The sequence below is a fragment of the Idiomarina sp. H2 genome, from assembly GCF_004364275.1.
GTDB classification, from domain to species: Bacteria; Pseudomonadota; Gammaproteobacteria; order Enterobacterales; family Alteromonadaceae; genus Idiomarina; species Idiomarina loihiensis.
This window is the reverse complement of the sequence record NZ_SNZY01000004.1, coordinates 1-24,034: the sequence shown is the minus strand read 5'-3', so window position 1 is coordinate 24,034 and position 24,034 is coordinate 1. Positions and strand designations below refer to the sequence as shown.

The window sequence follows — 24,034 nt, the reverse complement described above, 5'->3', positions numbered from 1 at the left end:
GTTCATGTGTCCGTTTTTTACAAGATGAACGGCGGTGAACCTGATATGCTTTAGCTTGATGTATCTCAAGGAGTGAAGCAATGTTTTCCTGGTTTGAGCGCCGATTAAACCCTTTTCCTACGGAGGAACCGACTCAGGCTCCTACCGGATTTTTTGCATTCTGCTGGCACTTTACCAAAGGGGCGACCCCTTTTATTGCGGTAACCGCGCTGCTTATGGCCGCTATTGCCATTGCCGAAGTCTGGTTATTTGGCTTTTTAGGGCAAATTGTTGACTGGCTGTCAGCACAGGACAAAGAAACCTTATTAAACGATCAGTTCTGGCCATTGCTTGGAATGAGCGCGATGGTTTTAATCGGTCTTCCCTTACTGGTCTGGTTTCATTCTATGCTAACCCACCAGACGTTGCTGGGTAACTTCCCCATGCGCATTCGCTGGCTGGGGCACCGCTACCTGATGAAACAGTCCATGAGTTACTATCAGGACGAGTTTGCTGGCCGGGTTGCCACCAAATTAATGCAAACCTCGCTCGCGCTGCGGCAGTGCATCATGACCTTTATTGAGGTTGTGAACTACGTCGCGGTCTACTTCCTGGGGATGTTTGTCATTATTGGTAGTGCCGACTGGCGAATGATGCTGCCGCTGGCTTGCTGGCTTATTCTGTACGCTCTGTTGTTACGCTTCTTTGTGCCTAAACTGGGTAAAATATCAGCTGAACAGGCCGATGCCCGCTCTAATATGACCGGACGCATTGTCGACTCCTATACCAACATTCAAACCGTTAAGTTGTTTTCACACTCGCTGCGCGAGGCCGAGTTTGCGCACGAGGGTATGGACACCTTTTTGGGGACGGTGCATAAGCAAATGCGCCTGGTTACCCAGCTTTACGGCTTTCTCTACTTTATAAACTGCGCACTGTTGTTCGGCTCTGCCGCCACCGCCATTGTGCTGTGGATGGATAATGCTGTGACTTTAGGCGCTGTTGCTGTCGTTATTGGTCTGGTTCTGCGCTTGTTTGGTATGTCGCAAATGGTCATGTGGCAAATGTCGACCCTGTTTGAAAGCATTGGTACCGTTCAGGACGGTATTGGCTCAATTGCGGTGCCACAGCGCATTGTCGATGAACCCAATGCACCCGCTTTGAATGTGACTTCCGGCGACATTAATTTTGACCATGTTCGCTTCCATTATGGCAAAGGTCATGGCGTTATGGATGACTTTAATCTGCACATTAAACCGGGCGAAAAAGTCGGTATTGTCGGACGCTCCGGGGCGGGTAAATCCACGCTGGTGAATTTGTTGTTACGTTTCTACGACGTCGAGGACGGCGAAGTTCGTATTGATGATAAGCCCATTCATAAAGTGCAGCAGGACAGTTTGCGCGCGAACATTGGCATGGTGACTCAGGACACCTCTTTACTGCATCGCTCAGTACGCGACAATATTTTGTACGGGCGCCCCGATGCCAGTGAAGAGGACTTAATGAAGGCAATACGACAGGCGCATTGCGAGGAGTTTATTGCGGACTTAAGCGACAGCAAAGGTCGTACGGGTCTGGATGCCCATGTCGGCGAGCGCGGCGTGAAACTATCAGGCGGTCAACGCCAGCGAATTGCTATTGCTCGTGTCATGCTAAAAGATGCGCCCATTCTGATTCTGGACGAAGCAACCTCAGCGCTGGATTCGGAAGTAGAAAACGCCATTCAGGAAAACCTGTATAAACTCATGCAGGGCAAAACGGTTATTGCTATTGCCCACCGCTTATCCACTATTGCGGCTATGGACAAGCTGGTGGTAATGGATCAGGGGGAGATTATTGAGCAGGGCAGCCACGAACAGCTGCTTGCTCAGGACGGACTCTACGCCAAGTTATGGCGTCACCAGTCCGGCGGCTTTTTAGCGGAAGAAGCTTAATGAGTGAACTCGTACGCTTCGTCCGATTCAACCTTGGCGAAGCGTACGCCCAATTCGATTAGACGCTTTTTACCCCGGGCGGTCATATCGGTAATAAACTGAAACTGTTGTCTGGGGTCAATGGGGTAGGCTTTTAATCGGTACTTTGTGCCCCAGGGTTGTTCTGCTGCAGTAACCGCTATTGGCTTACCCAGTTGCAGATAAGGGCTGGTCAGCGCTACTTCCTCCAGCGCGTCGCGAATTTGATAGGCGTCGGCTTCCGGCTGAGTATAAAACTCAGCAATGCACATTAAGCTGGGCCCACCGTTGTTGGCATTATGGATGAGGTTATCCCAAAGCTTTAAGTGCGGTACCCAGATGACCGTGTCGTCGCTGGTCACTAATTCAACGGTTCGCATACCAATGTGTGTCACTTCACCATAGGTTCCGTCTACCTCTATCCAGTCGCCGGGACGGTAAGGCATCTCATGAACGGCAACCACCCCGGCAATTAAGCTACTTACATAATCTTTTAACGCAAAGCCTATCGCCAAACCGGCGGCGCCCAGGGTCGCCACCATATTTTGTAAAGTGGGCTCAATAATACGCGGAATAATCATAACCAGCGCAATGACCAGAACCACTATGCGGATCATTGGCACCATGGCCAGAATGTATAATCGCCTTTTGCCGTGCAAATGCGCGGCTACCCAGGGTAAAACGCGCTGGGTAAGCCAAACGACGGCCAGTGCCAGGGCAAAAATCACAGCAATTTCAAAAATGGCGAAGCCGTCCAGCGACTTGAATAGCCCGGCAACGTCTTTTACTGAACCTGTTTCCATTACTTTCTCCTAAGCCCGCACCGTTAAAACCGGTCTAACCAAAAACCGCGGGACATGAGCAAATCCCTGACAACAGGATAGCCGCGTGCAGTGACATACCAAAGCTCTTGCTCTAGCTCAATCAAGCCACGTTGTTTAAGCACCTGTAACTGAATTTCAAGCTGGCTGCCTGAAACTATCGGCAATACCTGCACCAACTGCGTTTTACTCATGCCCCGGTGAAGCAACAGGGCATAACAGACAAAAGCAGTGGCATCATTTATCTCCGAGGGTAGCGCCGGTGTGTCAAAGGTCTTTTCGCTGCCACGTTGATAACGGTCAGAATAGGCCGCAGCGACACCAGCATTACCCCGGCTTAATGCGGCTAAAGCCCGTAAACGACCATCTCCGCGAGCTAATCCAAGCCGCTCAAGGGCGTTTTGATCCAGCCCTTGCAATGTCCATAACTGATTTACCGGCACCGGCCAGACTTTTTCCAGAAAAGCCCAGGCCCAGCTGTCACAAACAATAACGCCTTTACCCGCTTCACCGGACAGTACCTGAGCGAAGAATTCCCGCACCCAGCGCAAACCGTTCGTCTGGCGCAGAAAACTGTGTGCTAACTGAGGCATTATCCAGGGCTTATTATCATCGGACTTAGGAGAAAAATCCGGCATAGGAGAATCATCAGGGTCGCAAAGTGACTCTCTGCCGGGCAGGCTCACTTCCGCTAGACTATGCTTCTCAGCCCACTTTTGCACCGCTTCCTCAACACCCGAGTGAGGTGGCGCAATAATCCAGCGTAAGCTGCTATCGTCATCGTCATTTAACCAGTCAGAAAAGCAATCATCCAGGGTCTCTGCAGCAGTATCAAAACTCAGTTCCAGTACTTGCGATTGCTCTTCCTCACCTTCCTGTTCTTGTTCTGGTGTTATCCAGCGAACAAATTTTTTCCACCACTTTTTTATCTTTATCGTGGTGGGCACGGCAGGTTTTTCATAGTCATCGACTGTCACCCATTGCCACGTTTTTTCTGGCTCTTCGGCCATCCTGAGAGTCCTTTTCACAAATAAATAAAGTATTGCTTAGCCCCGATAATAGAGTGCCTTGAAGCAGAGTCCAATGAAAATTTTGCAACCCGACTCTTGAAACCAAATTGCGCAGTACACATATAGAAGTTAAGGCTGGTGTCTCTGAGAGAGCCGCCTTAACCGACACATGGTGTGTCACTTAATTAAACATTTTAAAGTTATTGCTTCAAAGGAGAATGACTATGGCAACTATCGACTTAAGCCCTCTATATCGTAGCAGTGTAGGTTTTGACCGCATGGCATCTTTGCTGGATTCGGCACTACGCTCAGATACTGGTGCAACCGGATATCCTCCCTACAACATTGAACTGGTAGCAGAAAACCAGTACGCCGTTACACTGGCGGTTGCAGGTTTTGAAGAGGATGATCTGGAAATTGAAGTAGAGAACGGCGTGCTTCGTGTGACCGGCAAAAAAGCCGAAGAAAACGAAAAACGCGAATATCTGCACCGCGGCATTGCAAACCGTGCCTTCGAACGTAAGTTCAGCCTGGCTGAGCACATTGAAGTCACCGGCGCAGCCTTAAAGAACGGTCTGTTAACGGTCGGCTTGGTGAAGAATATTCCTGAAGCCAAGAAACCGAAACGTATCGACATTAGCAGTTCAACTAAAGACCTGCTGCAAGATCGTTCCAAAAGTAAGGAAAGTGCTGCTTAAACTTAAGCACTGGATGAGGGGCGGCGATTAGCCGCCCTGTTTTTCCTGACGTTGCCACTCTACTGGGTGCCCACAGACGAACCCCTGGATATAGTCTACGCCCAGCTGAGTGAGCTTAATACGTGCTTCATCACTTTCCACACCTACTGCACATACCTCAATATCAAGAACCTTAGCAATGCGCACACAGCTGGCGACCAGCTCCGCATCAACCGCATCTACCAGCATGTCCTGCACCCAAAACCTGTTAACCTTAATTTGCGTTAACGGTAATTGCCGCATAAGCCGGAACGAATTAAAGCCGGTACCAAACTGATCTAAAGCAGTACCAATACCTAAGTCCTTAAGCTCTCTGAACAGACGGTAAGTTTCATCAAAATACTCATTGGCATCAGGTTCTGCCACCTCAAAGACCAACTGCTCCGGCTGTAATATAGAATGCTTCAGGATTTGCTCTATAAAGCGAATAAAGTCGACATCTTCCAGACTTTGCGCGGACAAATTAATATGACAGCGCCAGGTGCGATTAGCTTCAAAGGGTTGTTCATTAAAATGCTCAATAACTTCCCTGACCAGCCAGCGGTCAGCTTTACCCATAACGCCGGCATTAAGAGCGGCTCGTAAAAACTGCTGCGGAGCAACAGCCTCGTCACTCTCGTTACCCGGCAGTCGCAATAATAACTCGAAGCAATGCTTATCCTCACTTTTTGCGGCACTGACCAGTGGTTGCGCAAACAACTGCCAGTTTTCTTCCCGTAACGCTTTCTTCAGCCGCGCTTCCCACTCTTCCTCAGCTTGCCCAATCAAGCGTTTCTGATCGGCTTCGCTGTGCGAATGAACTCGATAGTCACCCTGCTGCATTGCCAGTTGCACGGCTTCCCGAGCCTGCCGCATGACGGTGCTGGCGGCCAGGCTTTCGCCATGACTGTAAGCAATACCGGCGTGACCTGTCAGCTGAAAAATACGTTTTTCACTACTGAAACGAAACTCTCTGCAAACTTGCAGTAAACGATGCGCCTGGGCAAACGCCGCTTGTTCATCTTCGTTCGTCAGCAACGCAATTTCTGCTTCACTTATGCGTGCGACACGCGCGCTTTTAGGCGCTTTTTGCTGCAAGGATAATGTCAGCTGCAGTATCGCCTGATCACGACCGTCAGCACCGGCTTGATCCGCAATAACCTGCAAACCATTAAGACGAATAATGGTAACGCTGGTTGTCTTTTTTCTATCCAGGCGAGATTGCAGCAGGCGTCGAAACTCGCGCACATTTAACAGACCCGTCAAGGCATCGTGGTGTGCCAGAAAGTTAAGATGAACTTCCGCTTCCATGCGTTTTGTTACATCGGCCATACGCCCGGTATTGTCAGGAAACAACTCAATATCTAGCCATACTTTACGACCATCAAGCCGCTCAATAGAAACCAGTTGGCGCAGCCCTTCAATGCTAAAACCTTTTGGCCAATGCGTCTGAATTTGCTTCAAAGAATGAGCTGACAAAATTTTTATCATTTGTCGGTTAACCTGTTTAATACTGCCGTCAGGGTTAACTCTGAACCAACCTTCTCCGGTTCGTTTTAAAATACGCCATAAACGCCGCCTTAAAATTTTTCGGTTACGTTTTAAATTGCTAATGCGCTGTACCAGGCGACTAAATCGATAGCGCTCTAGCGCCAGCAAAAACATGGTTGTGACTAACGTCAGGCCGCTATACAACAATAACCCGGAAAGCCCTTCCCAAATTGGGTTATAGCGCGGTGAAACCAGCAGCCAGGCAGATATAATGGTCAGAACCATCAATACCGTTTGCCATTTATGACCCGCCACAGGTTGTTTCTGCAGGCTACGACCAATAACGACTCCTCCCCAGAGCAGTAGCGCATTAATTTGCCAGGATACAGAGGCCAACCGCCAGGGCTCGGACAGCCACGGCAGCAAAATGGTCAGTGCAATTGACACCATCATTACCGCATAACCAATACGGTTGAAGCGGGAGAATTTGAAGCGAAAACGCGACCACTCCCATATAAACCAACTAAGAGCCAGAACCAGAAGCTGGCTGATATACACCTTCAGCTCCGCAGCAATGTCCGGCGAGTATGGCGTAAAATAGGTAATCCAGATGCCACTGTGTGACAGCAGCGAAAGAGTAAAGGTTAATGTCAGGCCGCCAAAGGAAATTAACAGGCGGCTACCGAACAACCGCGCTGAAACAGCCGCTGCTAAAGCTAACAGAATAAGAATACCGGCGTTAACGCCCAAAGCGGTTTGTTGCTGCTGAAGGTGTAATTGCAAGTCGCCTGGCTGCCACAGACCTATAGACGGCATTTGTTCAGGCCATTGCTGCACCGACACCGCCAACCAGACAATTTTGTTGGCCGGTAAAGTTACGGGCAATACTTGCTCATGCGACAAGTATTCGCGCTGCAACAACGGAGTAGAAAACCGGCTGATATTGCTGTTCTCGATTTGCCCATTTTTATCCAGTAAATAAACCCCAACTTGCTCCAGGTAAGGATCGCTAAAATGCAGGTGAAGAGTAAGCGGCGCGTTACTGCGATTAAACAGGGGAACTACACCCCAGATATTCGGTCGTTCACCGGCGTAGTTATGATCCTGCAGCTCCTCAGAGCTTAACCAGCGCTGCGGTTCATTAATAGCAATGCTCTCAACTTGCAGATTGGCGTTGACCACCCGGTAGTTGAGATGTTCATTCAGCATTAACCGCGAGCTTTGCGGAGAAACGGTCAGAGGGTCCTGAGCAAAAGCCGATGGTATCAGGGTTAACGCTAACAGTAGTGCGGCAAACCAATAGTTAAACATAACCATACTCCGCCAGGCGTGCTTCTACTGTAGCTTCGGGTTCTTCCAGAGCTTGTAACCAGACGGCATCACAAATTTCCGAATAGAACAGCAGCCAGTGCCGCTGGTTAATACTCAAACGCCAGCAAAACTGGTCTGCTGCCCATTCTTTTTCACGGACCGTAGCACCAATGCGCTCACAAAGTTCGTTTACCCAAAGCTCATGGTCAGCTTCCGGCGGTGTACTTTTTAGCGTAATGATGTTGTCTTCCATTATTATTCTTTACCCATTAAATAATTCTCGCTCGCTGGCACCGGACAAGAACGCTTCCACAGCCTGCATAAACTCATTGCCATAACGTGCCAGTTTAACTTCTCCAACACCATTGATGTCTAACATATCTTTGGCTGTTGTGGGGTAGTGTACGCACATTTCCACCAGTGCCGCATCACTGAACACCACAAAAGGCGGCACCTGATCACGGTCAGCAATGTCTTTACGTAACTTGCGTAAACGCCGGAACAAAATTTTATTATAGTCACCCCGATCAGTAATTCGGGTTTTGGTTGCGGTTAATTCTATTCGCGGCTTAGCCAGTTCCAGCGGCACTTCGCCTTTTAAAACAGGACGTGCGGCGTCAGTCAGTTGCAACGCCGCAAAACGCCGAATGTCCTGCAGAATAAGCCCCCGGTGAATGAGCTGTCGTAATACCGAAAACCAGTGCTCCTGGGTTTCCGATTTGCCTAAGCCGTACGTGCTCAACTGGTCGTGTCCCAGCTCGAGAACACGCTGGGCTTTTGAACCACGCAAAACCTCAACTACATGGTTAATACCAAACTGCTGACCGACTCGGTACACACAGCTCAGTGCCTTTTGGGCATCTTCCAGACCATCGTAGCGCTGGGGCGGGTCCAGACACAAATCGCAGTTTCCACACTCTTTATCCGAGTATTCATTAAAATAATTCAACACCACCAGCCGCCGGCAGGTCTGCGCTTCTGCCATAGCCTGCATAGCTGAAAACTTTTGCGCCTCGACCAAGCGCCGCTGCTCATTCTCCTGATCTTCTATCATGCGTCGTATCCACTGCGCGTCACGTGGGTCATAAAGCATGACGGCCTCTGCTGGAAGGCCATCGCGCCCGGCACGCCCGGTTTCCTGATAGTAAGACTCAACACTACGGGGAATATCAAAATGAATAACAAAACGAATGTTGGGCTTATTAATACCCATACCAAAGGCCACCGTCGCAACAACAACGTCTATGTCGTCACGCAGAAACTGGCGCAGGGTACTTTCCTTTATCTGGTGCTCAATACCGGCGTGGTAGGGTGCAGCACGCACCCCGGCTTGCTGCAGACTTTCCGACAGCTCTTCAGTTTTTTTGCGACTGCCGCAATAAATAATACCGGCGGCGCCTTTTTGCTTTTTAACGTAGTCACGAACCTGCTTCAGTGGCTTGTACTTTTCCTGCACTACGTAACGAATATTGGGCCGGTCGAACGAGCTGCGGTGCACCAAGGGTTCGCGCAGACACAGCCGTTCAATAATATCGTGCTGGGTGGCAGAGTCTGCGGTTGCCGTTAATGCCATAAAAGGCACATTGGGCAGGTAATTACGCAGTACTCCAAGTTTGCCGTATTCAGGCCGGAAGTCATGTCCCCATTGGCTGATACAGTGGGCTTCATCCACCGCAATAAAATTCAGCTTTAAGGTTTGCAGGCGTTCAATAAAGGTTGGTTGTAAAACCCGCTCTGGACTTACATAAAGCAGCTTAATGTCACCGCTCTGAAGCCCTTGCATGGTTGCCATAGATTCTTGCGATGACACCCCGGAATGCAGCGTCGCCGCGGAAATATCCAGAGCTTTAAGTGCCTCGACCTGATCCTGCATTAACGACAGTAACGGTGAAATAACCAGGGTAAGGCCGTCACCACAAATAGCCGGCAACTGGTAGCACAGCGACTTACCGCCGCCGGTTGGCATCAGCACCAGAGAGTCACGCCCTTGCATAGCGGCCTGCATAATATCCTCTTGGCCATCACGAAACTGATGATAGCCAAAGGTAGATTCAAGCTGCTGCTTAAGCGGATCAAATTGTGCTTTTTCGGCGGTACTGCTGTGCATGGTTATATTGACTTCCCGAGTAACATGCTCTTATTGTAAGCGTCCTGTCCGCTAATCACCATGCCGAAAATGAATACACAAACAATACTGACAAAAGTTTCCGAGTTTATGAACACTCAGGTTCCGTTCCAGGCACTGCTTGGCCTGGAAATTACGGAGTTTAACCCTGCGCGTGGTGAAATTCGATTTAAATGGCAGGAACAACTTATGGGTAATGTGCCACAGCGTATGCTGCACGGCGGGGTTACCGCAACAGCCCTGGACACCGCCGGAGGACTGGTCGCTATTGCCGGCATGGTCGACAGACTGGAGTCTCCTACTGAAGCTTATTTAATGGAGCGTCTGAGCCGTTGTGGTACTATTGACCTTCGGGTTGATTATCTTCGTCCGGGACGCGGTACCGAGTTCATAGCCAGCGCAACCATTATCCGCTCAGGTAATAAAGTAGCGGTGGCACGGATGGAGTTGCACAACGAAGAAGGCACGCACATAGCGTTCGGAACCGGGACTTATCTGGTCGGCTAACGCTGATAAAAAAGGATTCTATCGACATGTCCGATGACGCTGTTCGGGCGCGGCAAGGCGTTTTTTTCGCACTTGCAGCCTATACTTTTTGGGGCATAGCACCGGTTTACTTCAAGCTGGTGAAACAAGTACCTGCGCTAGAAATACTCTCCCATAGAATTATCTGGGCATTTTTGATGGTGTTTGTACTAATAGTTGCCATGAAGCGACTGGACCGCATTCGCCCTATTCTGAAAAGCCGCAAATTAGTACTACGCTTAACCCTGGCAACCTGCCTGCTGGGTGGTAACTGGTTTTTATTTATTTGGGCCGTCAACAGTAACCACATGTTAGATGCCAGCCTCGGCTACTACATTAACCCATTATTGAATGTGGCTATCGGAATGGTGTTTTTTGCCGAACGTATGCGCCGCTTGCAGTTAGTTGCCATTGGTATGGCCGTGGTGGGCGTTACCATCCAAATTGTTACCTTTGGCTCGGTACCCTGGGTGGCTCTGGCTTTAGCCTCTAGTTTTGCCATTTACGGCGCCATTCGCAAACGTCTGCCGGTCGATTCTATTAGCGGACTTTGGCTTGAAACTGCGATTCTATTCCCGGTAATGCTTATTTATCTGTTTGTGTTTGCCGAATCAGCCAGTAGTGATTTAACCGCTAACCCGTGGACGTTAAACCTGTTGCTCGTTGCCGCCGGGCTGGTCACAACCATTCCACTACTGTGTTTTACCTCAGCAGCACAGCGCCTGCGTTATGCGACACTGGGTTTTTTCCAGTATATAGCTCCAACATTAATGTTTGCTTTGGCGGTAGTGGTTTACGGTGAGCCTTTAGAAGAAAGTAAGCTGGTCACTTTCATTATTATCTGGAGTGCGCTGGCACTGTACAGTTTCGATTCTATTATACAGCGCCAGCGTGATCGTAAAGCGAAGAAGAAGTTAGCTTCAGCTGAGGCTGGCATCCATTGAGATTTCAGCCTTCAGCACTTTGCTGACAGGACAGCCTTCTTTCGCTTTTTCAGCCAGTTTCTGGAATTTGTCTTCGTCAATATCCGGAATACTGGCTTTCACCTTCAGATGAATTTTAGCGATACTGAAGCCGTCACCATCTTCTTCTAACGACACTTCGGCTTTAGCATCAATACTGTCCGGCTCATAGCCAGATTCACCCAGCATTAACGAAAACGCCATGGCATAACAGCCTGCGTGCGCCGCACCCAGAAGTTCTTCCGGGTTGGTGCCTTTGCCTTCTTCAAAGCGGCTCTTAAATGAGTATTGGGTACTGTCTAAAACACCGCTTTGCGTTGAAACAACGCCTGAACCTTCTTTTATACTACCTTTCCACTGTGCATTTGCAGAGCGTTTCATAAAATGCCTCCGACATTGTATGTATGTACCTTAAAGGTAGTCGAAGAATGCGGTTTTTGATCACCTCTTTACACTTTAGAAAACCGGATCCAGTCGTGCATAAGCAACAACCAGCCACTTGCTGCCGACATTGTCGAAGTTAATCTGAATTCTGGATTGCGGACCGGTACCTTCATAATTCAGCACCGTACCCTCGCCAAACTTAGGGTGACGTACCCGCTGGCCTAATGAATACCCCGTTTGCTCAAAGCTTTCGTGGCTGGCTGCGTTATTGAATCGGCCATAACTGGCGGGCTTTTCTACCCGGGTTTGCAGCCGCACTTCATGCAAAGTATCCGCCGGTATTTCACTGATAAAGCGACTAACTTTATGAAACAACTCCTGACCGTAAATACGGCGCTGCTCTGCATAAGTAAGCACTAACTTTTCCATTGCGCGAGTCATACCGACGTAGCAAAGGCGGCGCTCTTCTTCCAGCCTTCCGGGCTCATCCATGGACTGCTGAGACGGGAACAGGCCTTCTTCCACACCGGTCATAAACACTAAAGGAAATTCCAGACCTTTAGCACTGTGCAGTGTCATGAGCTGTACGGCATCCTGATATTCATCGGCCTGCTCTTCGCCAGCTTCAAGCGAGGCGTGTGCCAGAAACGCATTCAGCGGTGTCATGTCTTCTTCGGCATCATCCAGAGTGAAGTTTTCACAGGCAGTCACCAGCTCTTTTAAGTTTTCGACCCGGGTTTCCGCTTTTTCGCCTTTTTCGGCCTCGTACATGGCCATCAGACCGCTTTTCTTAATGACTTCGTCACTCAGGCGGCCTAATGAAAACTCTTCGGTTTCGTCGTCTAAGTTCTCGATAAAATCCAGAAACGAACCCACCGCGTTACGCGCACGCCCGGCCAACTGCTTTTCATTGACCATATATTTTGCCGCCTGCCATAAAGACTCTTCACGTTCTCGGGCAGCCTGGCGGATCATATCCATAGTACGGTTACCAATGCCCCGCGTCGGCGTATTGATCACCCGCTCGATAGCGGCGTCATCGTCGCGGTTGCCGAGAATTCGCAAGTACGCTAGTGCGTCTTTTATTTCCTGGCGGTCGAAGAAACGCAAGCCGCCATAAATACGATACGGCACGCGTGCATGCAATAAAGCTTCCTCTAAAATGCGTGATTGTGCGTTACTTCGGTACAAAATAGCAGAATCTTGCAGTGAACCGCCTTGATCGCGCCATTCTTCAATTCGCGCCACAATATAACGGGCTTCGTCCATTTCATTGAAGCCCGCATACAGGCTGATTGGCTCGCCGTCGTTACCGTCGGTCCACAAATCTTTACCCAGACGCCCCGAGTTATTCGAGATAACCGAGTTTGCGGCGCGCAAAATGGTGCTTGTAGAGCGATAGTTTTGCTCCAGCCGAATGGTTTCAGAACCTTCAAAATCCGATAAAAACTGGTGAATATTCTCGACTTTAGCACCGCGCCAGCCATAAATGGACTGGTCATCGTCACCAACAATGGTCACGCTGTTCTGACTGCCCGCTAATAAACGGATCCAGGCGTACTGAATGGAGTTGGTGTCCTGAAACTCGTCGACCAGAATATGGCGGAAGCGGTTTTGATAATGCTCGCGGACAATGCGGTTATTCCGCAGTAACTCGTGCGCGCGCAGCAGCAATTCGGCAAAATCCACCAGGCCGGCTCGGTCACAGCTTTCCTGATACAAAGTGTAGATTTCTTTTAAGGTTTGCTCCGTAGGGTCGTAGGTTTCAATGTGCTGCGGGCGCAGACCTTCGTCTTTTTTACCATTGATGTACCACTGCGCCTGCTTTGCCGGCCAGCGTTTGTCATCCAGGTTTAAGCTTTTAATTAAACGCTTAATGAGCCGTTGCTGATCGTCGCTGTCAATTATCTGAAAGTTTTGCGGCAGACCAACGTCCATATAATGCGCACGCAATAAGCGATGCGCCAGACCATGGAAGGTACCAATCCACATACCACGTACCGAGCTGCCTACCAGTTGCTCAACCCGTCCGCGCATTTCGGCTGCCGCTTTATTGGTAAAGGTAACAGCCAGAATACTAAAGGGCGAATACTGCCGCTCCTGAATAAGCCAGGCAATGCGGTGCACCAGAACACGGGTTTTACCACTACCGGCTCCGGCCAGAACCAGCATGTGACCGTCGGTTGCAGATACGGCCTGCTGCTGTCGTTCGTTTAAATCTGCCAGAAGCGGGTGTGTACTCATTAGCGGTCACCTAAATCATTATTGAGAACTGTATTACGTTATGCCGTCAGTGTAATAGTGCATCACTGTATAAGCAACCAGTAGTTGTTCGCCGGCTTTAATCCAATAAAAGCCGTTGTAGCTGATTCAGGTTATGCAAAGTAACGGTTGGCAACACCGATAAGTGCGCAGTGGTTCCCAGCCCCGAGGTTAGCCAGGCCGACTGCCAACCATGACGCTGCGCGCCAAGAATATCGGAATATGGATGATCTCCCACATGTAAGAACTCATGCGGTTGCAACTCAGGTAACTTTCGTTCAGCGGCGGCGAACATATCGGGCAGGGGTTTGCCGCGAATGCCGTCTCCGGGCTGAATCACCAGCTCGAAGTACTTAGCCAGACCAATTTTATCCGCATTAACATTGCCATTACTCAGCGCAATTAATTTGTAACGCTGCGACAGAGCCTCCAATAATTTTATACTGTCTTGTGGCACTTCAAAGTTACTGCGCTCGGACAGAAACACATCCATAATGGTATTCGCGGCCCTTGCCGAATCATCAACACCGAACTTCTCTAACCCCAGCTCCAGGGTCTTCAGGCGCAGTTTGGTCATATCGCTGGCAAGAGTTTCGTCGGTACGGCTGACTTCATCACGGAAGCGGCGCCAGTGGTGCATGTCCCACTCAGCAGTTTGCGGGTATTGTTCCGCAATATAGCTGTGAGCGACTTCTTCCGTACGCTGCATAACCGGCACGTTGTCATAAAGCGTGTCGTCTAAATCAAAACTGATAACTTTGGGTAAATGCCAGCGGCGGTGGAACTGCATAACGCGTTACTCTTATTTGATAAAGTTAAGTCGATTTTTTCCGGGCGCGCGGGTGGGCGCTGTCATAAACACTGGCTAAACGTTTAAAGTCCAGATGAGTATACACCTGAGTTGTGGATAAGTTAGCGTGTCCAAGCATTTCCTGCACAGCGCGCAAATCACCACTGGATTCCAGCATATGAGAGGCAAACGAATGCCGTAACTTATGCGGGTGCAAGTCACCCACCACACCTTGTTGTTTGCCCCAGTAATTCAGCCGCTGCTGCACAGTACGGGGGCTAATACGCTGTAGCCGTTTGCTCACAAAGAGCGCCAGCTCAGGCTTTTGATTTAACCAGGCCTGACGCACTGACAACCATTTTTTTAAGGCTTTTTCAGCACAACGGCCAAAGGGCACAATGCGTGTTTTGCTGCCTTTACCGGTCACCCGTAATTGCATCATACGGTGGTCAATGTGGTCTAGATCAAGACTCACCAGCTCCGCCAGACGAATACCACTGGCATAGAGCAGCTCCATCATGGCGGCATCGCGAATGGCTAAATCATCATCTGTGGGTAAATCCAGTAAATGAGAAATACTATCCACATCGAGGTTTTTGGGTAAGCGTTTGGGAATTTTAGGTGCCGATACTGACATGGCCGGGTTGTCATCCATAGCGTTAGATTCCACCATGAACTGACAGAAAGTGCGCCATGCCGATAGTTTTAAAGCGATACTGCGTTCACCCAGCCCATTGCGCCGCCAACCGACTAAAAGCCGTTCAATAACAGGGACACGCAGCGCTTTAGGTTCCGTTATTTTTTGCAGTTCAAGAGCAGTCAGATCAGCGGCGATAAGGCGCTGGTAATTCTTTAGCGTTAGCTCCGCTAAGCCCCGCTCTCCCTGCAGTTGTTGCATCCATTTTTGCTGCCAGTCATGCAGCTTCATGGTTTTGCAGTAGCCCCGGTAACAATGCGCTGAGCAAGGCCTGTAGCTGATTGATCAGTAACTTGTCCATGGCCGGCTCGAAGTGACTGGCGTTAGTATTACCAACTGCCAGCATCCCCAGTTCGCCATTGTCACCCAGAAGTAGTAACGCCACTGAAGCAATCTCTTCGTCCTGAAACAACAGCTTATGCTCTTGCTCCGTTAAGCGACCAAGATAAATAGAACTTTCATTGAAACGTTTGCTTAGTAGCTTCTTGTGAGTGTCGGAAGCAAAGCTGTACTGCTCGCCTAAATCGACCGGGCTGTCGAAAAACTTCAAGGACAAGGCCGGCATTTCCAGCTCATTCTCAAAGGTGTTTTGCAGTTCATCCAGAACCTGGCTCAGGCTCTGACAGCGCAACAGACTTACGTATAAGTTGCTGTAAGCCGAGAAAATCGCTTCATTGCGGCGCGCGTTTATCATCAGCTCGGTAATTTCTTCTTCCAGCTGCTGTACGCGCAAACGCAGCTTTTGCTGCTGCCGTTCAATTAACGAGACGGCGCCTTTTTCACTGTGTTGAAACTGTAACTGAGCCAGTAAGTCATCGTTTCTCGTGAAAAAATCAGGGTTCTCTTGTAAGTATTCTCTTATAAGGCTGTCGTCTAAACGTTCATTTGCAATCATTTTCGATTCGCTACTCATAACACCATTTGTCCATCGTAAACTAATTCTGCGGGGCCGGTCATTTTTACAGGCTGCCCCTGCTGCCAACGGATAATTAAGTCCCCGCCGGGCAAGCTGACTTTTACTCGCTCATTTAATAAGCCTTGCTGAATGCCGGCTACAGCTGCGGCGCAGGCGCCACTGCCGCACGCCCGAGTTTCACCAACACCACGCTCAAACACGCGCAGTTTAATTTCATCAGCCGATACTTTCTGCATAAAACCTACATTCACGCTTTCGGGGAACCGCTCATGCGCTGCCAAAGCCGCTCCCAGAGTTTCCACGGGTGCCGTGTCGACGTTATCCACAGCGATAACACAATGCGGATTGCCCAGACCAAGAACACCACAAAGAACCGTTTCTTCTTTTACTCTTAAAACATAGGTCTGTTCTGCTTTTTGCGCTTTAAAAGGCACCGCCGCCGGTTCGAATAAGGGTTCGCCCATATCCACCGTCACCTGACCGTCTTTCTCTAAGTGCAGAACCATTTTTCCGGCCTTGGTACTGACTTTAAGGTGATTCTTATTGCTTAAGTTTTTAGCTTTTACAAACTTCGCAAAGCAGCGGGCACCATTACCACATTGAGCAACTTCGCTGCCATCGGCATTAAAAATGCGGTAGTGAAAATCCAAATCAGGGTCATAGGGCGGCTCAACTAACAGCATCTGATCAAAGCCAATGCCCGTGTGCCGGTCTGCCCAGCGACGTATTTGGTCTGGGTTCACATATAAATTCTGAGTGACGTTATCCACCACCATAAAGTCGTTGCCGAGCCCGTGCATTTTTGAAAAATGTAATAACATTTTTATTGGCCTTCCTGGTGTAACAAGTGCTCGCCCCGGACGAGATCGTTAAAGCTTTCACGTTCGCGGATCAGTGTAGCATTATCACCTGAGACCAAAACCTCGGGCGGGCGGCCACGACTGTTATAGTTAGACGCCATAGTAAAACCATAGGCACCGGCATGTTTAATGGCCAGTACGTCGCCCTGTTGCACATTTAAATGCCGTGCGTGTCCGAAAAAGTCGCCGGTTTCACACACCGGGCCGACAATATCATTCAACTGGTCGCCGCCGCGCTTATTTTCGTGCGCGGGTAAAATGTCGTGCCAGGCCTGGTACAAAGACGGACGTATTAAATCGTTCATGCCGGCGTCAACCAACACAAAGTTCTTATCTTCTGAGGGTTTAATGTATTCCACTGTGGTCAGCAAAACACCCGCGTCTGCGGTAATAGCACGACCGGGTTCCAGTACCAAAGTAATTTGCGGGTAATTCTCGGCTAACTTGACCAGTTCCTTTAAATAAAAGGACTTATCCAACGGCTCTTCCGGCTGATACGCCACACCAAAACCGCCACCTAAATCCAGGTGTGTCAGCTGGACACCGTCTTTTTCCAGTTCCGAAACCAGGTTAAACATGCGCTGCGCTGCATCGAGGAAAGGCTCAGCTGTCATTATTTGTGAGCCAATATGGCAGTCAGCACCAATTAAATTAATATTAGGTAGGCTATGCGCCTTCAGAAAAACCGGCTTGGCCAGTGACATGCTAATGCCAAACTTGTTGGCTTTCATGCCTGTGGCAATGTACGGATGCGTTTTGGCATCAACGTCGGGGTTCACTCTTAACGACACCGGAGCCTGTTTGTCCATGGCGGCAGCAATGTCCTGAATACGCTCAAGCTCCGCCTCAGACTCTACGTTAAAGCAGCCAATGCCCGCTTCCAGCGCCATAATGATTTCGTCTTTTGACTTCGCTACACCGGAAAAGACCACGTCGCCAGCTTTACCACCAGCCATGAGTACGCGCTGAAGCTCGCCACCGGAAACAATATCGAAACCTGCGCCATGCTCAGCCAGTAACTGCAAAATAGCTAAATTGCTATTGGCTTTTACTGCATAACACAGCTTATGAGGTGCGGGCCAGTATTGCTGAAACTCACGCCAGTTTTTTAGAATCTGACCTTTGGAATAAACATACAAAGGCGAACTAAAACGCTCAATAAGACTCTCGACGTCGCAGTTTTCAATATGAAACTGACCATTTTTATAGTCAATTAATTCGCTCATTTGGTGTCTTCCGCTGGCGGCTCTGCAGGTGTATTTTGCTCTGGCATAGGCTCAGGCGTCAGTGGTCCTTTCTGACCACAACCGACTAAAGTCATTAAAATGGCTGATAGCACCAGCGTCTTGATTACAATTCGACTAAACATCGCTAAACTATAGGTATTCCGTTTGGGTTTCTATGATGCCTATCATCGCACCAGATACCTAAAAAGTCATTAATCGTCGTAAAGGAAAACGAATGACCCAACGCGTTAGAATTGCAACACGCAAAAGCAAGCTGGCTTTATGGCAGGCTGAACACATTCAACAACGCCTTGAAAAGCTGCATCCGGGCCTGTCGGTAGAGCTGGTTCCTATGTCTACCAAGGGCGATGTCATTCTGGATACTCCGCTGGCAAAAATTGGCGGTAAAGGCTTGTTCGTAAAAGAACTGGAAGTGGCGATGCTGGAAGGCCGTGCTGATATTGCCGTACACAGCATGAAAGACTTACCGGTTGAGTTCCCGCCGGGGCTGGAGCTTCACACCATTTGCGAACGCGAAGATCCGCGCGATGCTTTTGTATCCAACAACTACAAAAACCTTAATGAGCTGCCGGAAGGCGCAGTAGTCGGAACCTGTAGTTTACGTCGCCGCTGCCAGGTAAAAGAGCAGTTTCCACATTTAGTCATAAAAGATTTACGCGGCAACGTTCAAACACGTTTACGCAAACTGGATGAAGGTGAATTTGATGCCATTATCCTGGCGGCATCGGGTCTCATTCGACTGGAGCTGGGCGACCGCATTACCTCCTTTATTCCGGTGGAGCAGTCATTACCGGCTAATGGACAAGGCGCACTGGGTATTGAGTGCCGCAGCGATGACGACGAAATGAAAGCCTTACTTGCACCGCTGCAATGTCAGGAAACCCGTACCCGGGTGTTAGCTGAACGGGCAATGAACCGCGGGCTGGATGGCGGCTGTCAGGTGCCTATTGGTGCTTATGCAGAGCTGGAAGGTGATGAAGTCTATTTACGCGGCCTGGTTGGTGAACCTGATGGCGGAAAAGTGCTTCGTGATGAAGTGCGCGGCCCGGCGTCTAAAGCCGAAGAGTTAGGTTCAGAGCTTGCTGAGCGGTTACTTAAACAAGGTGCAGCTGAAATTCTGAGCGCAGTCTATGACAGTGAATCCAGTCTCTCATAAAGCGGTTTTACTGCTGCGTCCGGGCAAGAGTCCGGACGACTTTACCCAACAGCTGCGCGAAACTGGCAGAAAATGCTTTGTTCACAGTTTTATTGAGATAGAGCCTTTACCTGTGAATAAAGAGCAGCTGACCCAGATTAAACAAAAGCATTGGGACGGCATTGTTATTGTCAGTAAAAATGCAGCTCATTATGCCTCCCGGGCTGGTTTTAGCGGGGTTCCTTCTAAATATTATGCAGTCGGTCCGGGAACCGCTTCTTTTGCGTGCAAACATTTAAACACTGCCGTGAGCTGTCCGGCCTTCATACATCAGTCGGAAGGGTTGCTGGAGTTATCTGAATTACAAAAACTGCAGCAACAGAACTGGTTGATCATTCGCGGAGAAGGCGGTCGTGAATTATTGGCGGATGCCATACGAGCTCGCGGAGCTTCTGTCGATTACTGGGAAGTGTATCGCCGAAAACAACTCACATTGAACGACCCTGAACTGATTCAGCAGTGGATAAGCTCAGTTGGTACTATTGTTGTTACCAGCGCTGAACAACTGGGATACTTTTTGTCGTCTATGCCAAACTCTGCCCAAAGCTGGCTGGATAGCTGTCAGTGGATAGTTCCTAGTCATCGTCTGAAAGGTTTGATTCCTTTCGGACAATCAGACAATATCAAAGTGACAGGCAGTGCAGCGGACGCCATACTAATGAATGCGCTAATAGCGGATGGAAAAACTCATGACTGAAGAGAATAAAATTGAGAACGAAGAAGTTCAGAATAATGAACAAAGTAGCGAGAAGAGCACAGAAGAAGAAACCATAACCGCCGAGAAAAGTAGCGGGCGTTTCTTCAAACGCTTAGTCTGGCTTATTGTTTTAATCGCTATTGTCGCCGCCGCATACTGGGGCTATACGCGTTTCCCTGGTTTATTTAAGACAGACTCTGAACAGGTTAGTGAGCAACCGCAGGAAGATCCGGTTGAAACGCGCTTTAAACAACTGGAACGTTCCGTTGGAAATCTGGAACAACAACTACAGAACACCGTGCAGTCCCGCGAACTGGATAGGTTGAGTAACACCGACCAACAACTGCAGCGGGAACTGACGAGTTTGCGTCAGAGCCTCGAAGATCTTCGTGACGATATGCGCAAAACGCCTGCCGAAAAAGCGGCTTACTGGCGTCTACTGGAAATAAAACAAACCTTATCAGCGGCTGCACGAATGATGTGGAGTCAGGACGACTACAAAGCGGCGCTGCAACTTTTGAAGTTAGCCGACCAGCAACTGTCGGGTATCGACAGTCGTAACGCAATTCGTACCCGCGAGAAGCTGGCGGGCGATATTGAACGAGTGAACGCAGCAGTTAAAGCAGACAATACTGACCTGGCGCTGCAACTCGTGGGTCTGCAACAACGCGTGTCTGACCTGCCCGACGAAGTAAACAGTAATCAACAGCGCTTAAGTTCCGACACTCAGAATGTCAGTGACGATGTTAATGACTGGCAAACGAACCTGAGCGCTAACTGGCAGTCATTCCTTGATAACTTTATCCGCATTCAACCCGTGGACAGCGATCCTAAACCTCTGCTGAGTGCGACCCAGCGCACAGCAATAAACGAACGCATTCAACTACTCTTTACTCTGGCTCAACAGGCGGCTGTACAGAACAATGATGAATTGTGGCAGCGCTACCTGGACCAATTATCTAAACTAATTGCGCAGGTAAAAGGCGATGGTGCAGCTTCACAGGATATTATTTCGCGTATTCAGTCACTAGGCCAGGAAGACTTTGAACAGCTGAGTATAGAGCAGCTTGAATCGCTGGACTTCATCGCTCAGGCTATTGAGCAGGGAGATGCCTCATGAAATGGATCATCGCTCTGGTTGTCATCATTATATTGGGGGCCATTATTGGACCACTCGCGTCGGGTAACGCGGGCTATGTTTTAGTTCAGTTTGCCGGAGTAGCGATTGAGACAACCGTAGTCGGCCTGTTTGTCGTTACTATTGTGGCAATTGCCGTACTCAGTGTTGTGGTGTCATTACTGCGCCGGCTGCTTAGCAAAACCCGCCAGGGTCGGAAGTGGTTGGCAAATCGAAGCGAACGTAAAGCTCAGAACATTTTTCAGCAGGGCATACGCGAGCTGCTGGATGACAATCCCGAAAAAGCAACTGAGAGCCTGTCTAAGGCTTACAAAAAATCTCCTGATAACAACATTGCCGCGTTAACTGCAATTGCCGCCTGTCTCAATAAAGACGCCGGAAAGGCAACTTACTGGCACGATGAAGCAGGGGCATTTTATGATAATGCAGATACACTGCTTCAGCTTGTTTCCATTGAACAGTTGGTAAAAAAAGACCCGGCAGAAGCGGATAAAGAGATGCGAAGCTTATTAGAAGCTAAGCCACACTCTGCCAATGTACTTAAGTTAGCGTACCGGGTCTTTAAAGCGTCTGGAAACTGGCAGCAACTGAAAGAGCTATTACCTGAGTTACGCCGTGTAACTGACCTTGCTCCGGCGGAGTTTGACCGTCTTGAATATCAAGTCTATTTTGAACGCTTTGTTGCTGAGGGTCGCAAAAGTAACGAGATGCTGTACAACGAGTGGCGCAGCCTTCCCAGTAAACAACGCAGCGACGCAACCATCAGGTTGAGTTATGCCGCCGCGTTAAAACATTTAGGTGATTACGAAGTCTCTGCCAGAGTGATTTTAAAAGGATTAAAAAGAGGGGAGTTGCAACCAGCTGCCGTTAACTCTTTGCATTTATTTAATGCGAAATCGGAAAAGTTGCTGGAGTTTGTTCAAGCTCAGTTGAAACAAGATCCGGAAAATAGAGATTACCTCTATGCTCTTGCACAAATCGCTATGGATAATCAGGACTTTTCGTTAGCGCAACGTGCTTTGAAAAAGTTAGTAGAAATTGAACCCAGCAGTCACGTCTACCGCTTATTGGGCAATGCTTATCATGCTCTTGGTGATAGTCAGCTAGCTGCTAACGCCTATAAAGAGGCGTTAGCTCACTAGTTAAACGTTGGCGCTGTAATTATTGACGTATACCTTCAATTGACAGCGTCAGCTCAACTTCTTTAGCCGTTGGGCCTAAGTTATAGTCAATTCCGTAATCAGCCAAGGTTAGGTCTACTTCACCTTCGAAGCCACGACGGAATCCGCCCCATGGATCTTTACCTGCACCAACATGCTCAACTTCGATTGCTATCTCTTTGGTTACACCATTAAGAGTGAATTCACCATACATAGTGCCTTCACCTTCGTCGTCATCGTCCGGAACATATTTAGTACTTTTGAACGTAGCAGTAGGGTGATCAGAAACACTCAAGAAGTCATCGCCACGTAAGTGTTTGTCACGCTCAGCGTGGTTAGTATCAACGCTGGAGGTATCGATTGTGACGTTAACAGAGGCATTCTCCGGTGCATTCTCGTCATAGCTAAAGGAGCCTTCGAAGTCGTTAAAACGGCCGTATAACCAACTGTAGCCTAAGTGACTAATTTTAAACTCAATAAAGGCGTGTTGACCTTCAGTATCAATTTTATAGTCTTCAGCTATAGCTGCCGACGTAAATAACGCACTACCCGCTACAGCGGCTGCAATTAATGTCTTTTTCATTATGATTTCCTCTTAGTTTTTCCAAACATTCGAATAAGTGTGCTGTCTCTATTAATAAAATGATGTTTCAGCGCTGCTAACCCATGCCCACCAGCCAGGATCACTAAAGACAACGCTGAATACCAATGTATGTCACCAGCAATATCTTCTTGCTTTGGTAAATCGGTTATTACTGCTGGTACCGAGAACCAGTCAAATACGCTGATAGAACTACCATCTGCTGTTGAAATCAAAAAACCGCTAATCATTACTGTGAATAGCAGTAAATAAAGTAAAAAGTGGCCTGCTTTTGCTCCTAACCGCTCGAACTTGCTACCTAAAGGTTTAGGCTTAGTATTGGTTAAAGTCCAGAACACTCGTAAAACCGTTACAATAAGTAAGGTAATGCCAAACGATTTATGCCACCAGGGACCCAGACGATACCACTCGTCGTAGTAGGTCAGAGTTAGCATCCACCAGCCTAAAGCAAATAAACCAAATATTATTAAGGCCGACAGCCAGTGAATTAATACTGCTGTCAAACCGTATTTATCTGATGTGTTTTTCCACATAAAGTTTTCCTGATTTGTCTAAGTTTTATATTAGTTCATATTTATAGAATGAAAATACGTATTATTAGTAGATTAACATCTAATTAATAGAATGTAGTAGCCTGATGCTCTTGCATCAGGTGGGGTGGTTGGGGTGGACGCTCGGGATAGAGTAATCGAAAGGCCGGTTGGTGAGCTGGGTACCGGGGTAAATGCGCTGCGGCTTCAGCTTTAAAAGGAGTTAAGGAGTACAGCCTCAGGGATCTCACCTGACGTGAACGTCAGGCTACCCAGCAGGCATAAAAAAACCCCAGCCGATTGGGCTGGGGTTATTTATTTGTAGTCTGGCGGTGACCTACTCTCGCATGGGGAGACCCCACACTACCATCGGCGCTGGTGTGTTTCACTTCTGAGTTCGGAATGGATTCAGGTGGTGCCACACCGCTATGGCCGCCAGACATAAACTGTCACAACATGTAAAAACTGACTGCTTTTTTAAGTAAAAGCCACTCTGTTGAATTCACTATCTCACCTGATGTGAACATCAGGCTACTTATTCGGTAAAGTCGCTCGCTTGTGCGTAACGTCCCAAACACCTTGGGTGTTGTATGGTTAAGTCTCACGGGCAATTAGTACGGGTTAGCTCAACGCATTACTACGCTTCCACACCCCGCCTATCAACG

The 24,034-nt window shown here is 48.8% G+C and carries 23 protein-coding genes and 2 rRNA genes; 8 read left to right on the top strand and 17 right to left on the bottom strand.

Features of this window, described 5'->3' with window-relative positions:
* Nucleotides 1-80 precede the first annotated feature (80 nt).
* Nucleotides 81-1,913, top strand: a complete 1,833-nt coding sequence (locus DET62_RS06145; protein ID WP_110013528.1) for an ABC transporter ATP-binding protein — start codon at nt 81-83, stop codon at nt 1,911-1,913.
* On the opposite strand, the gene DET62_RS06140 is transcribed toward DET62_RS06145, so the two are convergent.
* Together DET62_RS06140 and DET62_RS06135 are read right to left on the bottom strand one after the other, a co-directional pair.
* Entirely contained in the window at nt 1,910-2,734 is an 825-nt protein-coding gene (locus DET62_RS06140; protein ID WP_110013529.1) for a mechanosensitive ion channel domain-containing protein, read from the bottom strand. The two genes, DET62_RS06145 and DET62_RS06140, sit on opposite strands and share 4 nt — an antisense overlap.
* 23 nt (nt 2,735-2,757) lie before the next feature.
* Complete coding sequence (locus DET62_RS06135; RefSeq protein WP_110013530.1) at nt 2,758-3,762, bottom strand: hypothetical protein; 1,005 nt, start codon at nt 3,760-3,762, stop codon at nt 2,758-2,760.
* A 224-nt stretch (nt 3,763-3,986) separates the two neighbouring features.
* Here DET62_RS06135 and DET62_RS06130 point away from each other — a divergent pair, with 224 nt between their 5' ends.
* Nucleotides 3,987-4,460 carry an Hsp20 family protein gene (locus DET62_RS06130; protein WP_011235768.1) on the top strand — a complete coding sequence of 158 codons (474 nt, stop codon included), beginning with the start codon at nt 3,987-3,989 and terminating at the stop codon, nt 4,458-4,460.
* Nucleotides 4,461-4,487: 27 nt separating this feature from the next.
* Here the strand turns inward: DET62_RS06130 and DET62_RS06125 are convergent, their stop codons facing one another.
* Genes DET62_RS06125 through recQ form a run of 3 tightly spaced genes read right to left on the bottom strand, consistent with a single transcriptional unit; the run spans nt 4,488 to nt 9,387 of the window.
* Complete coding sequence (locus DET62_RS06125) at nt 4,488-7,280, bottom strand: EAL domain-containing protein (RefSeq protein ID WP_110013531.1); 2,793 nt, start codon at nt 7,278-7,280, stop codon at nt 4,488-4,490.
* On the bottom strand, nt 7,273-7,533 hold the full coding sequence (locus tag DET62_RS06120; RefSeq protein ID WP_110013532.1) for a DUF3630 family protein: 261 nt from the start codon (nt 7,531-7,533) through the stop codon (nt 7,273-7,275). Before DET62_RS06120 ends, DET62_RS06125 begins: the two co-directional genes overlap by 8 nt.
* Nucleotides 7,534-7,542: 9 nt before the next feature.
* Entirely contained in the window at nt 7,543-9,387 is a 1,845-nt protein-coding gene (recQ, locus tag DET62_RS06115) for a DNA helicase RecQ (RefSeq protein WP_110013533.1), read from the bottom strand.
* Nucleotides 9,388-9,456: 69 nt separating this feature from the next.
* Here recQ and DET62_RS06110 point away from each other — a divergent pair, with 69 nt between their 5' ends.
* Both DET62_RS06110 and rarD read left to right on the top strand, forming a co-directional pair.
* Nucleotides 9,457-9,912: a thioesterase family protein gene (locus DET62_RS06110; protein ID WP_196803384.1), complete on the top strand. Its 456-nt coding sequence runs from the start codon at nt 9,457-9,459 to the stop codon at nt 9,910-9,912.
* Nucleotides 9,913-9,938: 26 nt separating this feature from the next.
* Nucleotides 9,939-10,874: an EamA family transporter RarD gene (rarD, locus tag DET62_RS06105; protein ID WP_034822912.1), complete on the top strand. Its 936-nt coding sequence runs from the start codon at nt 9,939-9,941 to the stop codon at nt 10,872-10,874.
* On the opposite strand, the gene DET62_RS06100 is transcribed toward rarD, so the two are convergent.
* The 8 genes from DET62_RS06100 to DET62_RS06065 all read right to left on the bottom strand — a co-directional run bounded on the left by DET62_RS06100 (nt 10,851) and on the right by DET62_RS06065 (nt 18,170).
* Nucleotides 10,851-11,273 carry an OsmC family protein gene (locus DET62_RS06100; RefSeq protein ID WP_011235774.1) on the bottom strand — a complete coding sequence of 141 codons (423 nt, stop codon included), beginning with the start codon at nt 11,271-11,273 and terminating at the stop codon, nt 10,851-10,853. The two genes, rarD and DET62_RS06100, sit on opposite strands and share 24 nt — an antisense overlap.
* 75 nt (nt 11,274-11,348) lie before the next feature.
* Nucleotides 11,349-13,520: a DNA helicase II gene (uvrD, locus tag DET62_RS06095; protein ID WP_034822914.1), complete on the bottom strand. Its 2,172-nt coding sequence runs from the start codon at nt 13,518-13,520 to the stop codon at nt 11,349-11,351.
* Nucleotides 13,521-13,617: 97 nt separating this feature from the next.
* Entirely contained in the window at nt 13,618-14,328 is a 711-nt protein-coding gene (locus DET62_RS06090; protein ID WP_034822916.1) for an HAD-IA family hydrolase, read from the bottom strand.
* 25 nt (nt 14,329-14,353) lie between these two features.
* Nucleotides 14,354-15,256 (bottom strand): tyrosine recombinase XerC, encoded by a 903-nt coding sequence (locus DET62_RS06085; RefSeq protein WP_011235777.1) that lies wholly within the window; start codon nt 15,254-15,256, stop codon nt 14,354-14,356.
* On the bottom strand, nt 15,243-15,938 hold the full coding sequence (locus DET62_RS06080) for a DUF484 family protein (protein WP_011235778.1): 696 nt from the start codon (nt 15,936-15,938) through the stop codon (nt 15,243-15,245). Before DET62_RS06080 ends, DET62_RS06085 begins: the two co-directional genes overlap by 14 nt.
* Complete coding sequence (gene dapF / locus DET62_RS06075) at nt 15,935-16,762, bottom strand: diaminopimelate epimerase (RefSeq protein WP_110013534.1); 828 nt, start codon at nt 16,760-16,762, stop codon at nt 15,935-15,937. The genes DET62_RS06080 and dapF overlap by 4 nt, the downstream gene beginning before the upstream one ends.
* A 2-nt stretch (nt 16,763-16,764) precedes the next feature.
* The gene (lysA, locus tag DET62_RS06070) at nt 16,765-18,027 is read right to left on the bottom strand and encodes a diaminopimelate decarboxylase (RefSeq protein ID WP_011235780.1); all 1,263 of its coding nucleotides are present in this window, start codon (nt 18,025-18,027) and stop codon (nt 16,765-16,767) included.
* Nucleotides 18,024-18,170, bottom strand: a complete 147-nt coding sequence (locus DET62_RS06065; RefSeq protein WP_011235781.1) for a lipoprotein — start codon at nt 18,168-18,170, stop codon at nt 18,024-18,026. Before DET62_RS06065 ends, lysA begins: the two co-directional genes overlap by 4 nt.
* 92 nt (nt 18,171-18,262) lie before the next feature.
* Between DET62_RS06065 and hemC the strand changes: the two genes are divergently transcribed.
* The 4 genes from hemC to DET62_RS06045 are packed head-to-tail and all read left to right on the top strand — an operon-like array spanning nt 18,263 to nt 22,220.
* Nucleotides 18,263-19,204 (top strand): hydroxymethylbilane synthase, encoded by a 942-nt coding sequence (gene hemC, locus DET62_RS06060; protein WP_110013535.1) that lies wholly within the window; start codon nt 18,263-18,265, stop codon nt 19,202-19,204.
* The gene (locus DET62_RS06055) at nt 19,179-19,940 is read left to right on the top strand and encodes a uroporphyrinogen-III synthase (protein ID WP_110013536.1); all 762 of its coding nucleotides are present in this window, start codon (nt 19,179-19,181) and stop codon (nt 19,938-19,940) included. The genes hemC and DET62_RS06055 overlap by 26 nt, the downstream gene beginning before the upstream one ends.
* Nucleotides 19,933-21,060, top strand: coding sequence for a uroporphyrinogen-III C-methyltransferase (locus DET62_RS06050; protein WP_110013537.1), 1,128 nt, complete (start codon nt 19,933-19,935; stop codon nt 21,058-21,060). The genes DET62_RS06055 and DET62_RS06050 overlap by 8 nt, the downstream gene beginning before the upstream one ends.
* Nucleotides 21,057-22,220, top strand: coding sequence for a heme biosynthesis HemY N-terminal domain-containing protein (locus DET62_RS06045; protein ID WP_110013538.1), 1,164 nt, complete (start codon nt 21,057-21,059; stop codon nt 22,218-22,220). The genes DET62_RS06050 and DET62_RS06045 overlap by 4 nt, the downstream gene beginning before the upstream one ends.
* Nucleotides 22,221-22,239: 19 nt before the next feature.
* On the opposite strand, the gene DET62_RS06040 is transcribed toward DET62_RS06045, so the two are convergent.
* From DET62_RS06040 to DET62_RS06025, 4 genes are all read right to left on the bottom strand, one after another.
* Nucleotides 22,240-22,821, bottom strand: coding sequence for a YceI family protein (locus DET62_RS06040; protein WP_110013539.1), 582 nt, complete (start codon nt 22,819-22,821; stop codon nt 22,240-22,242).
* Nucleotides 22,821-23,372, bottom strand: coding sequence for a cytochrome b (locus tag DET62_RS06035; RefSeq protein WP_011235787.1), 552 nt, complete (start codon nt 23,370-23,372; stop codon nt 22,821-22,823). Before DET62_RS06035 ends, DET62_RS06040 begins: the two co-directional genes overlap by 1 nt.
* A gap of 321 nt (nt 23,373-23,693) precedes the next feature.
* Nucleotides 23,694-23,809 (bottom strand): 5S ribosomal RNA (gene rrf / locus DET62_RS06030).
* Between the two features lie 150 nt (nt 23,810-23,959).
* Nucleotides 23,960-24,034: ribosomal RNA gene (locus DET62_RS06025) — 23S ribosomal RNA — on the bottom strand; the annotation flags it as partial.